Annotated in this window: 16 protein-coding genes; 7 read left to right on the top strand and 9 right to left on the bottom strand. The window is 41.4% G+C overall.

The window, feature by feature from the left end:
- Nucleotides 1-115: 115 nt before the first annotated feature.
- A complete protein-coding gene (locus W293_RS0112495) occupies nt 116-1366 on the bottom strand; it encodes an acyl-CoA dehydrogenase family protein (RefSeq protein WP_025652759.1) in 1251 nt (416 codons plus the stop codon).
- Between the two features lie 258 nt (nt 1367-1624).
- Nucleotides 1625-2599, bottom strand: a complete 975-nt coding sequence (gene sohB, locus W293_RS0112500) for a protease SohB (protein ID WP_025652760.1) — start codon at nt 2597-2599, stop codon at nt 1625-1627.
- Nucleotides 2600-3106: 507 nt separating this feature from the next.
- Between sohB and aspS the strand changes: the two genes are divergently transcribed.
- The 3 genes from aspS (at nt 3107) to W293_RS0112520 (ending at nt 6902) form a co-directional block, all read left to right on the top strand.
- A complete protein-coding gene (gene aspS / locus W293_RS16450) occupies nt 3107-4921 on the top strand; it encodes an aspartate--tRNA ligase (protein ID WP_037025616.1) in 1815 nt (604 codons plus the stop codon).
- A gap of 79 nt (nt 4922-5000) precedes the next feature.
- Complete coding sequence (locus W293_RS0112515; RefSeq protein WP_025652761.1) at nt 5001-5975, top strand: lysophospholipid acyltransferase family protein; 975 nt, start codon at nt 5001-5003, stop codon at nt 5973-5975.
- Between the two features lie 210 nt (nt 5976-6185).
- The gene (locus W293_RS0112520; RefSeq protein WP_407074194.1) at nt 6186-6902 is read left to right on the top strand and encodes a glycosyltransferase; all 717 of its coding nucleotides are present in this window, start codon (nt 6186-6188) and stop codon (nt 6900-6902) included.
- Nucleotides 6903-6918: 16 nt separating this feature from the next.
- On the opposite strand, the gene W293_RS17445 is transcribed toward W293_RS0112520, so the two are convergent.
- Both W293_RS17445 and W293_RS16455 read right to left on the bottom strand, forming a co-directional pair.
- Nucleotides 6919-7257, bottom strand: coding sequence for a glycosyltransferase (locus tag W293_RS17445; RefSeq protein WP_227502373.1), 339 nt, complete (start codon nt 7255-7257; stop codon nt 6919-6921).
- Entirely contained in the window at nt 7173-7928 is a 756-nt protein-coding gene (locus W293_RS16455) for a glycosyltransferase (RefSeq protein WP_227502372.1), read from the bottom strand. The genes W293_RS17445 and W293_RS16455 overlap by 85 nt, the downstream gene beginning before the upstream one ends.
- A gap of 573 nt (nt 7929-8501) precedes the next feature.
- Between W293_RS16455 and W293_RS0112530 the strand changes: the two genes are divergently transcribed.
- The 4 genes from W293_RS0112530 (at nt 8502) to W293_RS0112545 (ending at nt 12635) form a co-directional block, all read left to right on the top strand.
- Nucleotides 8502-9512, top strand: a complete 1011-nt coding sequence (locus W293_RS0112530) for a Stealth CR1 domain-containing protein (protein WP_025652763.1) — start codon at nt 8502-8504, stop codon at nt 9510-9512.
- Nucleotides 9513-9556: 44 nt separating this feature from the next.
- Nucleotides 9557-10723 carry a nucleotide sugar dehydrogenase gene (locus W293_RS0112535; RefSeq protein WP_025652764.1) on the top strand — a complete coding sequence of 389 codons (1167 nt, stop codon included), beginning with the start codon at nt 9557-9559 and terminating at the stop codon, nt 10721-10723.
- A gap of 305 nt (nt 10724-11028) precedes the next feature.
- Nucleotides 11029-11778: a hypothetical protein gene (locus tag W293_RS0112540; RefSeq protein WP_025652765.1), complete on the top strand. Its 750-nt coding sequence runs from the start codon at nt 11029-11031 to the stop codon at nt 11776-11778.
- A gap of 5 nt (nt 11779-11783) precedes the next feature.
- On the top strand, nt 11784-12635 hold the full coding sequence (locus W293_RS0112545; protein ID WP_025652766.1) for a glycosyltransferase family 25 protein: 852 nt from the start codon (nt 11784-11786) through the stop codon (nt 12633-12635).
- A gap of 35 nt (nt 12636-12670) precedes the next feature.
- Here W293_RS0112545 and W293_RS0112550 read toward each other — a convergent pair whose 3' ends face one another.
- The 5 genes from W293_RS0112550 to glnE all read right to left on the bottom strand — a co-directional run bounded on the left by W293_RS0112550 (nt 12671) and on the right by glnE (nt 19864).
- Entirely contained in the window at nt 12671-13765 is a 1095-nt protein-coding gene (locus W293_RS0112550; protein WP_037025597.1) for a glycosyltransferase, read from the bottom strand.
- A gap of 7 nt (nt 13766-13772) precedes the next feature.
- Nucleotides 13773-14603 carry a glycosyltransferase family 25 protein gene (locus W293_RS16820; protein ID WP_025652768.1) on the bottom strand — a complete coding sequence of 277 codons (831 nt, stop codon included), beginning with the start codon at nt 14601-14603 and terminating at the stop codon, nt 13773-13775.
- Between the two features lie 102 nt (nt 14604-14705).
- On the bottom strand, nt 14706-15548 hold the full coding sequence (locus W293_RS0112560; protein WP_025652769.1) for a glycosyl transferase: 843 nt from the start codon (nt 15546-15548) through the stop codon (nt 14706-14708).
- 110 nt (nt 15549-15658) lie between these two features.
- On the bottom strand, nt 15659-16588 hold the full coding sequence (locus W293_RS0112565) for a branched-chain amino acid transaminase (protein WP_025652770.1): 930 nt from the start codon (nt 16586-16588) through the stop codon (nt 15659-15661).
- Nucleotides 16589-17014: 426 nt separating this feature from the next.
- The gene (gene glnE, locus W293_RS0112570; protein WP_025652771.1) at nt 17015-19864 is read right to left on the bottom strand and encodes a bifunctional [glutamate--ammonia ligase]-adenylyl-L-tyrosine phosphorylase/[glutamate--ammonia-ligase] adenylyltransferase; all 2850 of its coding nucleotides are present in this window, start codon (nt 19862-19864) and stop codon (nt 17015-17017) included.
- Nucleotides 19865-20353: the final 489 nt, after the last annotated feature.

Here is a 20353-nt window from a genome sequence, read left to right on the forward strand (position 1 = left end):
AATTAATTCTTACGTTAAGCACATGGATGTTCAATATATTGCTATTAAATGCATGGCTATTCAGCGAACCGTCATTGAAGCCGATAAACACACGCCCTAACAACAGAAACTATAACTATGCTTTTGCAGATTTAGACGGACGGCTAAAACCTTGACGTTTTAGCTCTAACTTAGCAATCATGGTTTTATGTACTTCATCAGGGCCATCGGCCAAACGCAATGCTCGCGCTTGAGCAAAGAAGCTTGGCAACATGGTATCTTGGCAAACGCCCATACCACCATGAATTTGAATCGCCATATCGACCACTTCTTGTAACACAGTCGGTGCAACGACTTTAATAGCAGAGATTTCTGTGAGTGCTGCTTTGGTACCTTGGGCGTCCATTTTCTGCGCCGCGTATAGTGTCAGCAAGCGTGCTTGATCAATCTTGATACGCGCTTCAGCGATACGCTCGAAGTTGCCACCCAATTGTAGTAATGGCTTACCAAAAGCGCTGCGTTGCATACCGCGATTGACTGCCAACTCTAGCGACTTTTCGGCCGCCCCAATACAACGCATGCAATGATGAATGCGACCTGGCCCTAGACGACCCTGCGCAATTTCAAAGCCCATACCCGGTCCACCAATAAAGTGGCTGACGGGCACGCGGACATTATTAAAGCTGACTTCACCATGACCGTGCGGCGCATCATAATCACCAAATACTTTGAGCATACGCTCGATATTAACGCCTTCGGTTTTTGCCGGTACTAGTACCATAGAGTGCTGTTGATGACGGCCTTTACTATCATCAGGAGTGTAAGCCATCACAATCAGCACATCGACAGCCGGATCACCCAGACCCGATGACCACCATTTACTACCATTGATAACAATCTCATCACCATCGACAACAGCAGTCGCTTGCATATTGGTGGCATCACTTGAGGCAACATCAGGCTCAGTCATACAAAAGACCGAACGCGTTTTACCCTCTAAAATTGGGGTCATCCATTTGTCTTGCTGCTCCTTAGAACCATAGCGCCATAGCAATTCCATATTGCCGCTATCAGGGGCATTGCAGTTGAATACATAAGGCGCGAGCAAACTGCGACCAGTCAACTCGGCAATCGGTGCATAATCAGTCACTGAAAGCCCAGCGCCTAAGGTGTCGTCAGGTAAAAATAAATTCCATAAGCCTGCTTCGCGTGCTTGTTTACGTAAGCTCTCATACTTTTCTGGCCATTGCCAATTTTTCCAGTTACCATCCGGATTTTGCTCATGACAATCCGCCCAAAACTGCGCCTCGATTGGCTCAATTTGGGTTTCGATAAATTCCTTAACTCTGGCATGCATGGCTTGACCATGTTCTGTCGCCGTAAACATCAATGTATTGTTAGACATAATGACTTCCTTTTCTGTGTTGATTATTTTAATCAAGCATTAATTAAAAACTGAATAAAACTTTATAGTGTACGTACGTATACTCTGCTTTGTATGCACCATTTATAACACAGCAATTACGATTAAACAGCAAAAAGGCGCGACCAGCTAGGACACGCCTTTTACAAAATGCAAACAATGCACGATTCAGAATATAGCGACTACAATATCAGCTGTTGAATACCCTGATGATATCTAAAGCTATTTAAGAATATTCAGACGACTGTTAAAATCAAAACGTGCTAAGGCGTCTGGCAGCTTATCGATGGCTATGCTGAGTGTCGCTTCTGCCGCTTGAGCCAATCCTAGTTTTTCAGCAAAGGTTGGTTTTTGACGAGAATGCAGCGCATACACTTCATTGTTTTCCATCAACTCTAAAAGGTAGCTGTCTGAGGTTTGCAGTTTATCAACCAAGTTCAGATGCACAGCGTCCTCACCATACCAATGCTCACCCGTGGCGACTTTATCTAAGTCTAGCATTGAACGATAACGATTGACGAAATGCTTAAACAACTCATGCGTCTGCTCTAGCTCTTCTTGGTACTTAGCGCGATCTTCGGCATCGTTTTCTCCAAATACCGTCACCGTACGCTTGTAATCACCAGCGGTAAACATCTCATAATCGACGTCATGGTTTTTGAGCCATTTATGGAAGTTGGGCAATTGTGACACCACACCAATCGAGCCGATAATGGCAAATGGTGCGGCGACGATATTATCCGCGACACATGCCATCATATAACCGCCACTCGCCGCGACTTTATCGACACAGACCGTTAGTTTTAGACCGGCATCTTTTAGACGCGCCAACTGTGCCGCTGCCAATCCATAACCATGAACCAAACCGCCACCTGATTCTAGGCGCACCACGACTTCATCACCTTTATTGGCAGTACTGATGAGCGTACTGATTTCTTCACGAAGATGCTTGACCGCCGTGGCTTTGATATCACCATCAAAATCGAGGACAAAGACCTGATGTTTATCAGCCACGTTTTTTTTCTTACTTTTGGCTTTTAGCGCTTGCTTGGCTTTTTTAGCCATGGCTTTTTTGAATTGCTTGAGAGCAGCTTTGCCTTGAGTGGCCTCCATAAGATCTTCACGGCGTTGCTTTTGGCTTTCATTCAGATGTAGTACTTTTAGCTCAACAGGGTTTTTGGGGGGATGAAATAGCATAATACAAATCCTCAAGTCAGTAGATATATCTATATATAGTCGATTCAATTTAAAAGTAGTACAAGGCAACCGAGTGGTGATGTATAGGTGATACTTCAAGCGAGGTCAACGCAGTAATATTTTTATAGTGGAATGACTATAGCTGTTTTTATTAGCGTGCGGTTGATATGCGCACGCTTCGCAATATTTTCAAGCAAAATGACAATATTTAACCCAATACAGATGTTACTGAATAAATACCTTTGATGCCGACTCTCGAGACCGACGCGCTCGTGTGTTTTGATTGGACTGGGCTAGTTGTATAACTTAGCTGGTTGTATAACAAAGGCAGTTTAGGCATAATATGCGTTTATATCATATTTTCTGCAGCCAACGTGATGACCATTTGTCTTAATCGCGTTGTTTGTGCTTTTTTTTGCGCATCGCTTGAATCGCGCAACAATGGCTGCATTATTGTATTTCGAATTGGGCTGACAACTGGATAACCTTATTATGACGCAAAGCACTATGACGCATAGCGAATACCGAGACGAATATTGCGGAGCCGTAACCGAAAGCTTCATTGAGCAAACCATTAGTATCGTAGGTTGGGTACATCGTCGTCGCGATCACGGTGGCGTAATTTTTTTAGACATGCGTGACCGCGCTGGTATCTTGCAAGTAGTCGTGGATCCTGATACCCCAGAAGCCTTTGCTACTGCTGATGCGGTACGTCCTGAATATGTGCTAAAAATTACCGGTCGCGTACGTCGCCGTTATGAAGGTACTGAAAACAATAATATGACCAGTGGTCAGATTGAGCTACTGGCGAAAGAAATCGAAGTATTGGCAAAATCTGAAACCCCACCGTTCCCATTGAATGATGAGAAAACCACGGTATCAGAAGACTTGCGCTTGAAATACCGCTACCTTGATATGCGCCGTCCGCAAATGCAAGAGCGCATGGTGTTCCGTGCCAAAGCCACTTCAACGATTCGTCGCTATTTAGATGACCATGGTTTCTTAGACGTTGAAACCCCTATCTTGACTCGTGCAACGCCAGAAGGTGCGCGTGATTATTTGGTGCCTTCTCGTACACGTCCTGGTAACTTCTTTGCCTTGCCGCAGTCGCCACAGCTATTTAAGCAATTGTTAATGGTGTCAGGATTTGACCGTTATTATCAAATCGCTAAATGCTTCCGTGACGAAGACTTACGTGCCGATCGTCAGCCTGAATTTACTCAGGTGGATATTGAAACTTCTTTCTTAAACGAAGAAGAAATCATGAACATTAACGAAGGTTTGATTAAGCATTTATTCAAAACCATGATGGATGTGGAGTTTGAAGATTTCCCACGTATGACTTACGCTGAAGCGATGCGTGACTATGCCTCAGACAAGCCTGACTTACGTATTCCATTAAAATTGGTCGACGTTGCCGATTTAATGAAAGACGTTGATTTCAAAGTATTTGCCGGTCCTGCGAACGATCCTAAAGGTCGTGTTGCTGCTCTACGTATTCCTGGTGGCGCATCACTCAGCCGTAAGCAAATCGATGCTTATACCAAGTTTGTCGGTATTTATGGTGCACGTGGTTTGGCTTATATCAAAGTCAATGACGCAGCTAATATCAATAACGGTGTCGATAAAGAGTCTGGCTTGCAGTCTCCTATCATTAAAAACATGCCCGACGATGTGTTGGTAAGCTTAATTGAGCGTACTGGTGCAGAAAGCAATGATATTATCTTCTTTGGTGCAGATAAAGCCAGTGTCGTAAACGATGCAATCGGTGCCCTACGCCAAAAAATCGGTCTAGACCTTGAGATGACCACTTGTCAGTGGGCACCACTTTGGGTGACTGACTTCCCAATGTTTGAAGAGACTGATGATGGTCGCTGGACGTCGATGCATCATCCATTCACGAAGCCAAAAGGTTCTGTTGAAGAGCTAAAAACCAATCCTGAAGCTGCCCTTTCTATCGCTTATGATATGGTACTGAATGGCACTGAAGTTGGTGGTGGTAGCTTACGTATCAATACTTTTGATATGCAACAAGCTGTACTTGAAGCTTTAGGTATCGGTGAGCAAGAAGCTGAAGACAAGTTTGGCTTCTTACTTGATGCGCTAAAATTCGGTGCGCCTCCGCATGGTGGCTTGGCCTTTGGTTTAGATCGTTTGATTATGCTGATGGTAGGCGCGGACTCTATTCGTGATGTTATCGCTTTCCCAAAAACCAAAACTGCTGAGTGTCCACTAACTCAAGCACCTGCTGAAGTTGATAGCAAGCAGCTACGTGATCTTGGTATTCGTGTGCGCGAAAAAGCACAGGCTGATGCCAAATAACCTGCTAAATAAATGGTCTCATGATGCTCAGATGTGTTTTAACTGATTTGCTATGTGATTCATTATCATGTGAATGGTCATGAATCCGTATGATGTTTTCAAATTCGTGCCACTGTCTGTGTTACAGATACTGGCACGTTTTGTTGCTTGGGTAATCGTAAAAATACCCAGTCTGAGTATTATGCGTACTGTCAATATTAATCTGGCGCTGATTCATCATGCACTACCAGATAATCAAAGACAGGCTTTAGTCAAAGACATTATTTATCATCAGTCTATGACCAGTATCGAGTCTATCAAAAGCTGGGCGATGCCACCTGAGTGGAGTATCGCTCAGATTCGTGATGTGCATAACAAAGACATTTTGTTAGAAGGACTGGCTAGTACCAATGGTATGCTAGCTATCGTTCCACATCTCGGTACCTGGGAGATGATGAACGCGTGGCTTAATCAATTTGGCTCACCGACCATCATGTACAAGCCAGCCAAGGGCAATTTGACCGACGACTTCATACTACAAGGTCGAGCACGCCTTAACGCCACGCTAGTACCCACTGATGGTAGCGGTGTCAAAGCCATCTTTAAGACCCTCAAACAAGGGGGCTTTAGTATTATACTACCCGACCATGTCCCCGATCCCTCAGGGGGCGTTGTCGTGCCTTTTTTTGGTATTGAGACCTTAACCAGTACGCTCGCCTCCAAACTCGCTAGCAAGACCAAGTGTGCGCTGGTCGGCTTATCTTGTATTCGCCGTGACGACGGACGGGGTTTCGATATTTATTGTTACCGACTTGATGATCCTGCCCTTTACAACCGTGATGCGTCTGTCGCTGCCTACGCCCTCAATCAAGCAATGCAATATATGATAGAAGACAAATTCAGTCATTATATGTGGGGCTATCGACGTTTTAAGCATATCCCTATTTTGGGCAATCCTTATCGCGCTGATGACACAGTATTGGCAAATTTTATTCGTACCAACCAGTCTCATTCTTCATTGCCTTCTAATAGTAAAGATGATCATAAAAAACTTCCTAACGATGATCAGCAGTAATAACCATACAAATTTTTAAACGTTTAAACATATCGCCAATGACAGCTGTGCTAACATTGACTCATACTTTCATGCCTCCTAATTTTGAATGTAATATTTTTTTATTCATATCAATACGAGTACACCATGGTAACTGACGTAGCCGAAAACTTATCAAAAAATAGAACCAAAAAAGATACTTCGCGAGCGGGACAGCGATATATTATTTGTATGAAATGGGGTGATAAGTACGGTCCTGAATACGTCAACCGTCTATACAATATGGTCAATCGCCATTTGACCTTAGATTTTCAGATGATTTGCTTAACCGATGACAGCACGGGCATCGACCCTGCGGTCATTTGTCATCCTATCCCTGAGATGGATTTACCAGCAGGACCGGAGCGTGGTTGGAAGAAACTCACCACTTTTAAGCCAGAACTATATGGCCTTAAAGGTGTCGCCTTATTCTTAGACATCGATATCGTTATCGTTGATAATATTGATAGCTTTTTTACTTATAAAGCCAAATACGATGATAGCGTCGTCATCATTCGTGACTGGAAAAAGCCATGGCGGATGATTGGTAATAGCTCGGTTTATCGCTTTAATATTGGGATGAACACCTACCCTGATTTGCTGACAAACTTTGAACGTAACTTTGAGACTATTCGTACTCAAGTTCGTCATGAGCAAGCTTATTTATCCAATTACTTACGTGAGCATCACCACTTAGAATATTGGGATAAGACGTGGTGCGTCAGCTTCAAGTACCAATGTATCGCGCCCATTCCTCTTAATTTGGTACGTACGCCTACGCTGCCTGATGGTGCAAAAATTGTTGTCTTTCATGGTGAGATTAACCCGCCAGATGCCATTAAAGGCGGCGGCGGTAAATGGTATCGCCACGTAAAGCCAAGTCCTTGGCTGATACCTTATTGGCAGTGACCCTGTCAACAATCCTTTATTCGAGTTCTTGCGATGCCGATGGTTTACTCAACATTTGAACGAATAAAAGAGGCTTCGGTAAAAATCTGGAAAGGTAATATAGAACTAACGCCCGGCTTACCTCGTGTCGTTGAAGATAACTGTGCGGATGAGCCGTTACTTGATTCATCAGCGATGCTAAGCCCTCGATATCGCCTAGGGAGACTAGGTTCTGCGCCGGCAACAACTCTCTTGGGCCAAACGGACAATCTGTACTGATTATCGGTACGCCTAGCGCTTGTGCCTCGACGATGGTATAACCAAAACCCTCAAACCTAAAGGATAGCTGCGTGCTGTTTTGGCGTAAGCATGCAATAACTCATGATGACCTTTCATACTATCGAATGAGGCCACGTGAATCATATATTTTTTATACGTAATACCGAACTGGCTGAGAGCCAATGGCTGCTTAGCTGCTTTTTTTATATCATCGATAGCGCAAGGATTATAAATGGTCGTCGTCTTATTCACATTGCCTATCAATGCTAACAAATCCTGTCGTGCACCATCGCTAACACAGCTACACGAATGGGCACCATACACCATTTTTAGGTGGGTAATGGTTGTTTGCAGATCGCTGATTAGCTTCTCTTGAAACTGTCTGGACACTGCCGTATGCAATACATTGATGATATTTGTTAATTGGCTATACGCCATTATGCAGTTGATTTTGTAGATATTGGCTAGAATAAGATCAGGTACGCCTATATTGCCGAGTACATACTCATCTATCCGTTGCGCCACCGCTCTATAGGCATTTGCTTGCTCGGAATCGGGTGCAAATACTTGCTCAGCAAACACTTGATCGTACGGCACCACATGAACATGCACGCATGAATCTAATGGCATATCTCGGGTATATTCGAGACAAAGTACATGGACGTCGTAATTTAAATCGGCATAGGCCCGTGCCAAGGTCGTGACCATGCGCTCAGCACCGCGACCTTCAAGCGCCTTTAGTATCAGTAGAATAATGGGTTGCATCATAGCGATCTTAATATAATTGCCGTTGTTGTATAAATTCGTATTTTTAATATGGATAAAGAACAAGCAGGTTGCGTGGATTGCCAAAGCGTCGCTTATCCGTTAATTATTGCAGCAATCTTGCCTTGTATGATAGTCTCCCCTACTTTTAGTTTGATAAACTTTTTAAATATATCGCCTGTTTAGAATGAACAGCATTGATACAATATATTACCTGTCCCACTCACTTAGGTGTCATTAGCAGACTTTTATCTTTTATAATAGCGGAAACCTGTTAGATACTGGCCTTAAGCCAAATGCCACGAACAAAGTGAATAAGCGCGCGATTAGATATGATTATCTATAAGGGCTTAATATATTGGGGCTCAATTTCTGAATAAGTGCTTTGTGAATACTTGAACAATGTTTAAATTAATAATTAGCCTTATCCTTGACTATAGTCGCTTAAATTTAAAAGTGGCACAAGGCAAACGCGTGCAGAGGTATAGCTCATACCTCAAGCGAGGTTAACGCTGTAACCTTTTTACAGTAGATTGACTATATAAACGTATTGGTAATAAAACGATAGGAACACTCATGACAGCAGCTGGTGAAGAGCAGATAGATATCGTGATTGCTTGGGTAGATGGTGCTGACCCGATCCTAAAAGCAAAGAGGAACCAATACAAGTCCGACAAATCAGTGGCCTCAGATGCGATAACTGCCACCCGTTTCGCTAGTGATGATGAAATATATTATAATATTGCTTCTATTCTAAAGTACGCTCCTTTTTGTCGTCATATTTATATTGTTAGCGATCAACAGCAGCCTACGTTTATAGATGAGTTTGCCAAACAAAATATCTGTGCCATGGATAAAATACGTATTATTGATCATAAAGATATATTTTTAGGCTATGAAGAATTTTTGCCTACTTTCAATACTCGCTCAATTGAAACTATGATAAGTAATATTGAAGGCTTATCCGATTATTTTATTTATATGAACGACGATTTCTTTTTTAATCAGCCCGTCGCTATAGAGGATTTTTTGGATAAAGAAAAGCTTGTGATTCATGGTCATTGGCGTAAAAGTACAGTTCTGAATGCCAAGCTCAATTTCCGAAAATCTCGATTTAAATTCTTGGCAACACCAGTACAACCAAGCCACACCGTAGCACAGATGTTAAGTGCCAAAATATTGAATATGGATGAGTTCTTTGAAATTCACCATTATCCACATATCGTTGATAAAAAGGTACTACAAAACTATCTGCTTAGCCATCCACAATTTTTAGAAAGCCAAATTAAATATAAATTCAGAGACGTAGCTCAAGTCAACCCTATAACCCTGATGAATCATTTAAAAATCCAAAAAGGCCAAGCCGAGTTGAAACCCGATACGTCTATTAACTATCTAAAGAATAATGATGGTGTTAAGGGCTTTATAGCCGCGTTAGAGGATAATGCTATCAAGTACGGCTGTATTCAAAGCTTAGATTTACTTGAGGCAGAATCTTATATGAGGGTCAGTCAGGCCATGAGAGATAAATTCTCAGCTTATTTGCCTAACTCAGTGCTAGCAGATACTAACAAACCTAAGCGCTAACGCTAACGCTTTTAAACCTAACTTAGCAATCATTTGGATGCATTATGAAAATATCAGTAGTAGGTACAGGCTACGTAGGCTTATCAAACGCGATGCTACTAGCGCAGCATAATGAAGTGATCGCGGTCGATGTGGTTGCTGAAAAAATTGATATGCTCAATGCTAAAAAATCACCAATTGAAGACAAAGATATTGAAGATTTTTTATTAAACAAGGCCATTGATTTTACCGCTACTTTAAATGCTAAAAAAGCCTATGAAAATGCAGACTTTATCATTATAGCCACACCAACTGATTATGACCCTAAGACCAATTATTTTAATACCTCAACCGTAGAAGCGGTGATTGAAGAGATATTATCAGTCAATACACAGGCGTTAATCGTTATTAAGTCAACGGTGCCAGTTGGTTATACTATGAGTGTAAGAGAGCGCTATAACACCGATAATATCATCTTCTCCCCTGAGTTCTTAAGAGAAGGCCAAGCGCTACATGATAACCTTTATCCTTCTAGAATTATCGTCGGGGAACAATCGGAGCGCGCAGAACAGTTTGCAAACTTACTATTACAAGGGGCGATAAAAAAGGACGTACCACTGCTGTTTACTGAGCCGACAGAAGCTGAGGCCATTAAGCTGTTCTCAAACACTTATCTAGCTATGCGTGTGGCTTACTTTAATGAGCTGGATACTTATGCGCAGACGTTTGGGCTGTCCACCAAGCAAATCATTGAGGGCGTTGGCTTAGACCCACGTATAGGTAATCATTATAACAATCCGTCATTTGGCTATGGCGGCTACTGCCTACCCAAAGATACTAAGCAGCTATTGGCAAATTATGATGAAGTCCCGAGCAATCTTATAAAAGCTATTGTCGATTCTAATAGAACTCGCAAAGACTTTATTGCTGATAAAATTATCGAAAAACAGCCAAAAATCGTGGGCATACATCGATTGGTCATGAAAAGTGGATCAGACAATTTTAGAGCTTCTGCGATACAAGGTATTATGAAGCGCATCAAAGCAAAAGGCATAGAAGTCGTGGTATATGAGCCAGTGCTGGAAGAGAGTGAGTTTTTTAACTCAAAAGTGATAAAGGACTTGGAAGAGTTCAAATCAATTAGTGATGTTATCGTAGCCAATAGACTTTCTGCTGATATAGAAGATGTCGCGGACAAGGTATTCACTCGCGATTTATTTGGGAGCGACTAACCATTTTATAATATTCAAAACAAAGAAGTTATTATAATGAACGTATGTTTAGTAAAAAATTAGGAATCCATGTTTCAATATCTATCCATTGTAAGAAAAAATTACTTGAATTAGAGTGTGTTAGATTTAAATACTAATATATTGCACTTTTGCCATTTAACATTATACAAGCACTAGAGTCACCTAATGGCGCAAAAATCGTTATTTTCCATAGTAAGACTAATTCATCAGCAACCTAATGCTATCGATGGTGATAAATATCATAAACATACAAAATCAAGTCCGTAGTTACAGGAGCACTGGTAATGAAAACACCTAAATCTAAATTGGCCAGTCTTTTTTCCTTAAATCAGCATCGCAAAAGGCTTGGCGCAGCTACCGTAGCAAAAAAGTTTGATCAGTTGGGCTGGGATGAAATGCGTGAGCAAATGATAAATGGCTCCCATATTGAATATACTTATGGCTCTGATAAAAACCTGCAAAATCATCTTGAAAACCTAAGATGTGAATTTGTTGGTCAGTCAGAGCTTGCATATTATCATGCCACCTTGATAGTGCTTATTCGTCGAGGCTATCAAATTGATAAAGAGTTTAAGCTATTTGAACAACTTTGGTATGAGCAAAAAGAGTACTTGATCCACGCATTAAATACCCGCTGGCTTATTTCTGCTTGTGATACATTTATCGACTATAGTAATGATGATTATCTAAAAGCCCTGCTAATGAATGCGGTTATTTTAGTCAATACCATTAAGTTACAAGAAAGCGAGCGTTATCTTACTGCAATAGATAATTCTAAGCCTGATGATGGACGCTATACCTCTTTACAAAATGAGAGACTAGCTTTGTTTGATGGCGTAGCAGGATTTGCTGTTGGTACTGATGATACGCTGCGTAATATGCGCTGGCGTTTAGATAAACTAGCCCAGTCTCATCCGCTAGGCGATTTAGTCATTGAAATTTTCGAACGAGTACAAAAACCTGAAGCTAGTACTGTATATTCACGTTTTCGTGATTTACATACTCGCGATAAAACTGCTTGGTGGAAGGGATAGAGATAATGTCATATCAGTCAAAAATAACCGCCTTGGTCATTAACCTAGATAGCGCCAAACAACGTTGGGACTTTCAGAGTAAGCAGCTAGATAAACTTGCAATCCCCTATCAACGCTGGGAAGCTATTTCTGTAGATAGCTTGACAGAATATGAGTATGAAAAATGGGCAAATGACTGGCAACGTAAACTTAGGCGCACAGAGGTGGCCTGTTTTTTGAGCCATTATCTAGTATGGCGGCATGTGGCTAATAGCGAGCAATCGTTTTTAATTCTTGAGGATGACGCCCTATTATCTCAAGACTTGCCAACGACTCTTTTTGAGATAAGTGGCAATCAAGATATCAAGTATGATCATATAACTTTTGAGACTCGTGGACGTAAAAAGCTTATTAATAATCATGGTATTAATATATCTGATGATATTTCTCTGCATGAGTTATTTATAGATAAGTCAGGAGCGGCAGCTTATTTACTTACCCCAAAAGGTGCACAAATTTTATTAGATTCTGTAGAAAAATTTGGCGCAGGACTAGCAGATGCACTGCTTTGTCATACCAAAGACTTAAAGAGCGCGCAAACAGTGCCTGCGCTTGCCATGCAAATGGATATGGCTCAGCATTATGGCATGCCAGAATTACAACTTAGTACTATTGCGAGCAGTAATATTTCAACACCAGCCAATAGTAAGCCACCAGCTAAAGATTTAATTGATAAGTTCAAATACAAGTCACGACGTATCAGTGCTCAATTAGGTATGGGATTTATCCAAGCTAAATATTCTAGCCAATCAAAATATTTAGAAATCGCACCCAAACAAAGTGATTTTGTATATTTAAACGCCTTACTAAAACCTTAAGCCCCGTTAGCTATGAAACCATTGAGACTATTTACTCAAACCATGTTCAGATACTGCATAGCAACTGACTTAGGTAAAAGACTTACATCAAAGTCACTGCTAAAACTATGTGGATTTTGCATCAAATCATCTAATTTATCTGCCAAGCCTTGAATATCTCCAACAGCAACCAAGTGATGTTTTGGTAATAGTTCTCTAGGGCCTGAATCACAATCGGTGCTTATCACTGGAACTCCAAGCGCTAATGATTCTGCAATCACTAGTCCAAAACCTTCATATATTGAAGATAACACCATACCTTTCGAATGAGCAATTAAAGGGTAAGGATTTGGAATAAAACCTACAAATATAACCTTATCTTGTAATCTTAGCTCTTTACATAACTCTTTACATTGCGACTGTAGCTCTCCTTGCCCTACTAAAAGTAGAGGTAAACTCTTTTTTGATTTGGCATAGGCGTTAATCAATGCAATATGATTTTTCTGTGCTTTAAACTTACCTACATGCACGATATATCCTTTTTTCAATATAGGATATTTTTTTTCAATATTTTGCAGCTCCTCAGTTTTCTGTGACTGAATTATAATGCTCTCTTGGTCAATAGGATTATGAATAGCAGTTAATGCCTTAACATTAGGGACAATAGTGAGAAAATCTTCCTTGGCCCCCTTACTTACAGCAACTACATTTTGAGACTGATACACTTCTCGTAATGCATGATCATTTAGATAGGTGTGAACTTGTTTTTCTTTAGATAATGTATTATGAATCACAAATACTTTATTAGGAAGCTGGCTATGTGTAAGTGTCTGATCAACTTGCCATAGATTGGATAAGGTTAATACAGGCTTATCAGTAATATGTCGACGCACATAGCTATCAAATACTTTGGCAAAAATACGGTGGCGTATACCTTTTGGTAACCAACGATAAGATTGATAAGACAAGAAATGTAACGGAATATCAGGCTTTTCATAATCAATTTGCGATTTAAAACAAACGATATGTGGCTCATATCCTAGTATTTTAAACCCTTCAGCTAACGTTATAACAAATCTTTCTGCACCTCCACCTTGTAGGCTGAAAATAGTAAGAATGACTGTTTTGTTTTGTTTTATATTATTAATCATTACTTAATTACCCATACATTTTTTTGATATCTTTAATTCTATGTCGCCGCGCTCGCTTTAAGAACAGTCTATGAACATGCTGCGTAATGTTCAGCTCGCATTTTTCCTCTCTTCCAAAAATATCACTATCAACCTGTTTTTGATTAATGAGTGAGGTAGAAATAAAACCCTGTCTAAGCTCACAAGTTGCATATCTCCATACATAATCAATAGGATAAAATAAATGATTGCTAGATTGTAGAAACTCAAATGCTGCTTTTCTTGAAATGATATAGCCACTACCTAACGCTGGTGCTGGATCACATTCACATATTGTTAATTCATCAGTTATTGGCTTTAATTTATAAATTCGCCATTTGTTACGCCACTCTAACAACCTCCACTCTTTAAAGAGCTGTGGGCATTTAGGACGAGTATACATACCCTTATCTATAAAATTGCGTGCCACTTGACTATTATAAGAGTATGGAGTTGTTGTAGAGAAATTAATAAAATCAAAATATTGATAGTTCTGACAATCGCTGATAACTTCGACCAATCTTTTATCAAAGATTACGTCGTCTTCCATGACTAATGCATAGTCGATATCATTCTCTAAAACATAATTCCAAATTCTGTGATGTGATAGTGCGCATCCAATTTCTCCATCAGTAATTGTACGTTTCATTAAACATAAAAACTTATCATAATCAATAAAGGATTTTTCTTCTACACTTAGATCCTTACCAACAGAAGCAGATACCCTTTGTGCTACTAAATTCAAATTACTCATTTGTTGTATTATATTATCCTGACGATCTACTCTATTATCTAAATTAATATAGAATATATTTATCATATCTTTCCTTCAACAGAAATAATAAGTTTATCGTTAAGAACTTACTTAAATAAAGTCATCCACGAAGCTTCAATAGAACTAAATTAGTTCGTTTTAAACATTTTACTCCCGCCAATACTTTTCAACCCAAGGAGTGGGTAAAATAAAATGTCGCAAATGACGAAACGGTCTTTTCTTAGCTGTTTCCGAAGTCTTCAAAAGTTTAATATGCTCTTTAGCATCATTCGGATATTCTGTACGATAGCGACCCTCAATTGCCTCGGGTGGATTAAGAGCACCTCCAGCAAAAATAACAACACGAGTATCTTTTGGCAGTTTTGCAGGCAAAAAATAGTTCAACGGAAAGGATCGTTTACACTCAAACCTAAAGTGTCTCACCCAGCGTCTGGGATAAAACTCAACCCCACCTGGCGCATGACGAGTGACAAAACGCTGTTCAAAACGGTATTTTTCGGCAATACCTTGAGGGTCAGTGGCAAATAGCTTTTGCAAAGAGACCAATTTACCAACAGGAAACCTGAATAATGACGTCTGCCCAAGCTTTTCAAGTGGATTTGTCATATTGCGTGTCAATACCACCTCTTTTTCAGGCTTATATTCAAAAAAAACATCCAAATTGCCAACAATCACCACATCCAAATCCAAAAAAAGTACGTCACCCTCTACATTACCTAGCTTCTCACTCCATAAACGTGATTTTGGCCATTGTCCAGAAGTACCTACTGGCATAGGATAATCAATTTCAGGTAAAGGCTGGCATTCAATCTCTGAACGTACGTCTGTTGTATCATCGGTAAAACAGACAAAACGGAACGGCGGGGTAATATTGCGAGAGACCATACCATAGAGTTTATTGGCGTAATCGGCGCCGTACTTAGCACCCCATTTGATACAAATAATTTGTTTAATATTTTCGTTGTCGGTTGTTTTAGAATCTATCGGCATTGGAACTGCTCACTTTAATCGTGTGGGTAAATAATATGACGAATATATTAGCATAAAAAAAGCTGAACGATTGCGTTCAGCCTCTTCAATCTGTTCAAATCACTCTGTTATTAATCAATAAAGCTTAACCAATCCATATACTGCTCATTGCGACCATGAACCACATCAAAGTACAAGGTTTGCAATTTTTCCGTCAAGGGTCCACGACCACCATTACCGATAGTACGGTCATCGTATTCACGAATAGGCGTCACTTCAGCAGCGGTGCCAGTCATAAAGATTTCATCTGCTAAGTAAAACTCGTCACGCGTGATGCGGCGCTCGACGACTTTGATACCCAAATCTTCAGCAAACTGAATGATAGTGCGGCGAGTGATACCGTCAAGCGCACCGCCGCCCAAATCTGGGGTATGCAGTACACCATCTTTGACTAAGAATAAGTTCTCGCCCGCGCCTTGGCAGACATAACCTTGTGGGTCCATCAAGATAGCTTCATCATAGCCATTACGCGTGACTTCTTGGTTGGCCATGATAGACACCGGATAGTTGCTCGAGGCTTTAGCCTTGCACATGGTGACGTTAGGCAAATGATGAGAATAAGAAGACGTTTTTACTCGGATACCGTTTTGGATACCGTCTTCGCCCAAATAAGCACCCCAATGCCACGCAGCAACCATGGCATTGATGCTATTGTCACGTGATGATAGACCCAATTTTTCTGCGCCAACCCAAATAAGCGGACGAATATAGGCTTCTGCCAAGTTGTTTTGCTTAACCACATCTTTTTGCGCTTGCTCAAGTGCCGCTGCATCAAACGGTACATTCATTTGAAAGATTTTTGCAGAACCTAACAGACGCTCAGTATGGTCTTTTAGGCGAAAAATTGCCGTGCGCTTATCATCAGTTTGGTAAGCCCGCACTCCTTCGAACACAGCCATACCGTAATGCAGGCTATGCGTTAGTACATGGACTTTAGCATCTGGCTGTTCGATCATTGTGCCATTCATCCAAAGCTTACCATCTTGTGTTGCCATATTCATTTTATAGTCCTTATGCTAGCGCTGGCGTCTAACTTTTTTGAGTAAATTTTAATTAACGGTATTTAACAACATCATATGATAACACCACAGCAGCGATTTTTATTATCAAAATAAAGATTCATTATTGCAAACGTCTGCTATGTAGTCGGTTCAAGATAATTCAGATATCGGGTTGGCATGTGAAAGCGCGTCGAAGCATTACTAGTCGCAAACCGAGCGAGCCCGACACCGTATCCGATTCATATAGGATTAACTATACAATTATGATGATGTGCTAGCGATTATATCACTGGCAATACTGGCAAATGCAAGGTTTTAGTTTATGTCTGGATGGCTTTTGTTTATATTAAAAATTTGAATCAATACTTTGCATTTAAGCCTATTGCTCTACATATATAAATAATAATGTAGAGGCGTAATATTATTTTACTCCGTTGAGTCTACGCCCATAAGATGCTGCCACTGCGCTTGTACCAATGCTCGCGTCTCTTGCCACAGAGATTCATCAACCAATAATGACTGCTCGGACAAAGCCAATTGATGAGTGGCGGCGCGTATGCGCAGATAAGCATCGGTCAAATCCTGACATACTTGCTCCTCCCAAATACCGAGTGCCGCGACTTCTTCAAAAATACGCACATTGTCGCTCCACTTCGTCAAACTTGGGTGATCGTGTGAATAGGCCAATACCGCAAACTGTGCCAAAAACTCAATATCTACAATGCCGCCCGCATCTTGTTTTAGATGAAATTTACCCGCTTGTTGCTGCCATTGACTGGTGCCCAGATGTTTTTGCATTTTTATGCGCATACTGGTGACATCGATTCGAACTTGCTCAATCGTACGCGGTAGTGCCAACACATTGCGGCGAATATCACAAAAAAGTGCTGTCACTCGTTTGTCCCCACATATTGCCCGTGCTCTCACCAAGGCCTGATGCTCCCATGCCCAAGCTTTTTCGAGCTGGTAGGTCTCAAACGCATGACAAGAAACCACCATCATACCGGCGTTACCAGATGGGCGCAGGCGCATGTCAATCTCATAAACACGGCCATCACGAGTTTGAGTATTGAGGTAATTCATCAGTTTTTGCACCAGACGAGCAGCGAACTTCATACCACTCACTGATTTTTCACCCGTAGTCATACCCTGCTCTTTTATCTTATGTAAAAATACCAAATCCAAATCAGAAGAATACGATAATTCAAGACCGCCAAGTTTGCCATAACCGATAATCGCAAAACCACAATCGGCTTCAGTGACCGGATCGCCATCTTGACCGATAGGATATCCATAGCGTTTGACAATCTCTGCAAAGGCGCGCTCAAGTGCTGCCTCTAATACCACTGCCGCGATATAAGTGAGTGAATCAGACACTTTCATAATTGGCCGTTCAGCCAACACATCACTGGCAGCAACAGCCAGTACCTGATTTTTTTTGAACAGTCGCAATACGCTAAGCAGCTCTTCTTCGTCGTTAGGCTCTACACGCAGTAGCTGCTGGCGCAAGATATCATGCAGCTCTAGCTTGTCTGGCAAGTGACGGTAGCGCTGTTGTAAGAAAGTATCTAGCAGTACTGGGTAATGCGCCAGCTCTTTTGCAATCCAAGGGCTAGCTGATAGCATTGGTATCAGCTCAATGGTTGCATTGGGGTTTTCGGCAATCATGACCAAATAAATAGAACGGCGGCAAATCGCTTCTAGTAAGGCAATCAAGCGTGGCAGAGCGGTATTGGCCAGCTGCTGCTGTTCTTGATGCGCCAGTAACGCATGGACAATCACAGGATACGCATCATCCAGGCGCTCTCTGGCTTCATCACTCAAGTTGGCGACCATCTTTGATTGCCAAAACTCTTGCAACTGCGCGCGGTTCTCTTCTGTCAATACTTGATCCAAACTGGCAATTTGTTCTTCAAAATGAGCTGGTTCGAGCTCGGTATCTTCTTTAGCGGGAACCTGACGTTCGGTCACCATGCGCTCAAATGGTATATTTACATTGTTTCGATGACTGTTCAGTGTGTTCAGCAATGCCTGCCAATCTTCAAACCCAAGGGTAATGGCGAGATTGTGCTGCCAATAGTGGTCATGGGGTAAGCGCTGGGTCTGCTGATCATTGATGGCCTGAATGCCATGCTCAAGTCGACGCAAAAAGCGATAGGCCGCTTGCAGCTGCTCATAAGTTGACAGCTCTAAATATTTGAGCTCATATAACGCCTGCATGGCTTGTAAACACGACTTAACCTGTAGCTGTGGATGCCGACCGCCATAAATCAATTGGAAAGCTTGTACGATAAACTCAATATCTCGAATCCCGCCCGCACCCAGCTTAATATTATCCAAATCTTCACGCTGCGCCACTTGGTTCTGAATCAAAGACTTCATTTCTCTGAGCGCTGAAAAAGCACTGTAATCGACATAATAGCGAAAGACAAAAGGCCTAATGAGCGCTTGTATTCGGTCATAAAATGGCGACTCTATTTGTCCCACTACACGCGCCTTTAACCATGCAAAACGCTCCCATGCGCGCCCATGCAAGGAAAAATACTTTTGCAAGGCGGATAGATGAATAGCCAGATCGCTGCCATCACCCCACGGCCGCAAGCGCATATCGACACGAAACACAAAACCATCAGCGGTATTGTTATCCAATAGCTTGATAATCCCTTGACCAAGCCGGGTCATAAAACGCTTGTTATCGATGCTGCGAGTGCCTTTTGCTTTGTCACCATCGGTAGCGCCGCGGGCTTGATGAACAAAGATAAGATCGATATCACTCGATAAGTTCAGCTCGTGAGCACCAAGCTTACCCATCGCCATAATCGCCATGTCATCAGTTTGAACGTTGCCTTGCTCATTGATGAAGGTTGGCTTGCCATAGCGGGTCACCAGCTCCTGATAGGTATATTCCTTGGCGAACGAAATACAACCATCAGCAAACTCAGACAGCTCATCGGTCAATTGCTCGAGGGCAATCATACCGAGGGCATCTTGCCAAATCCAGCGCATCATCAGCAGCATGCGTAAGTGTCGTAGGCCACTCATGACCTTGGCTTCATTAGCCAGTTGGTAGTTTTCATCCAAGGTATAATCTTGTATCAGATCATCAATTTGCTGACGTGTTAAGGTATGATCAAGTGGATAACTGCGTAAAAATGTCTGACAGGAGGCGGTTCGGCTCTGCCAAATCTGATAAGCAAACTCACTCGCCGTCTGCAATACTTGGATTTGCGCCGATGTCGGTTGATAGTCATTATTATTGGTTGCAGCTGATGGCATAGTAATAAACGTTCCTTGCAATATAAATTATAGCGAGTGTCATTTTTATTATAATAGCATGAAAATTTTATGCTCAAAGCTATGCTAAAAAAACATATTACCATTTTGGAAAGTTGCGCTAAAAACTCGTGCTACCGATGAAGGTTATCTGATGATGAAGGCTATCTTATAAAGAATAAACATCTCAAGCTATAGGACTGATGCACATGTTCATCAAAACAGTGTCAAAAAGAACTGCCATTATATAGTCAGTTCAATTCAAAAATCATACAGCAAAACTGAGACAAATTTTTCGCAGCCTCTGCCAGCACAGACACAGCAAACAAGAAAACAAGAAAACAAGAAAAATGTGTCTCAGTTCTGCGTTACGACACCATGTACCTATTTTATTGAGAATCTACTATAGTAGGCTTTGCATTTTACGACTTGAACAACAGATTTGATGAGGAAAAAAACAAATCGTAGAATGGTATAATAATGAGCAAATCA

It is taken from the genome of Psychrobacter sp. TB67, from assembly GCF_000511065.1.
Taxonomy (GTDB): domain Bacteria; phylum Pseudomonadota; class Gammaproteobacteria; order Pseudomonadales; family Moraxellaceae; genus Psychrobacter; species Psychrobacter okhotskensis.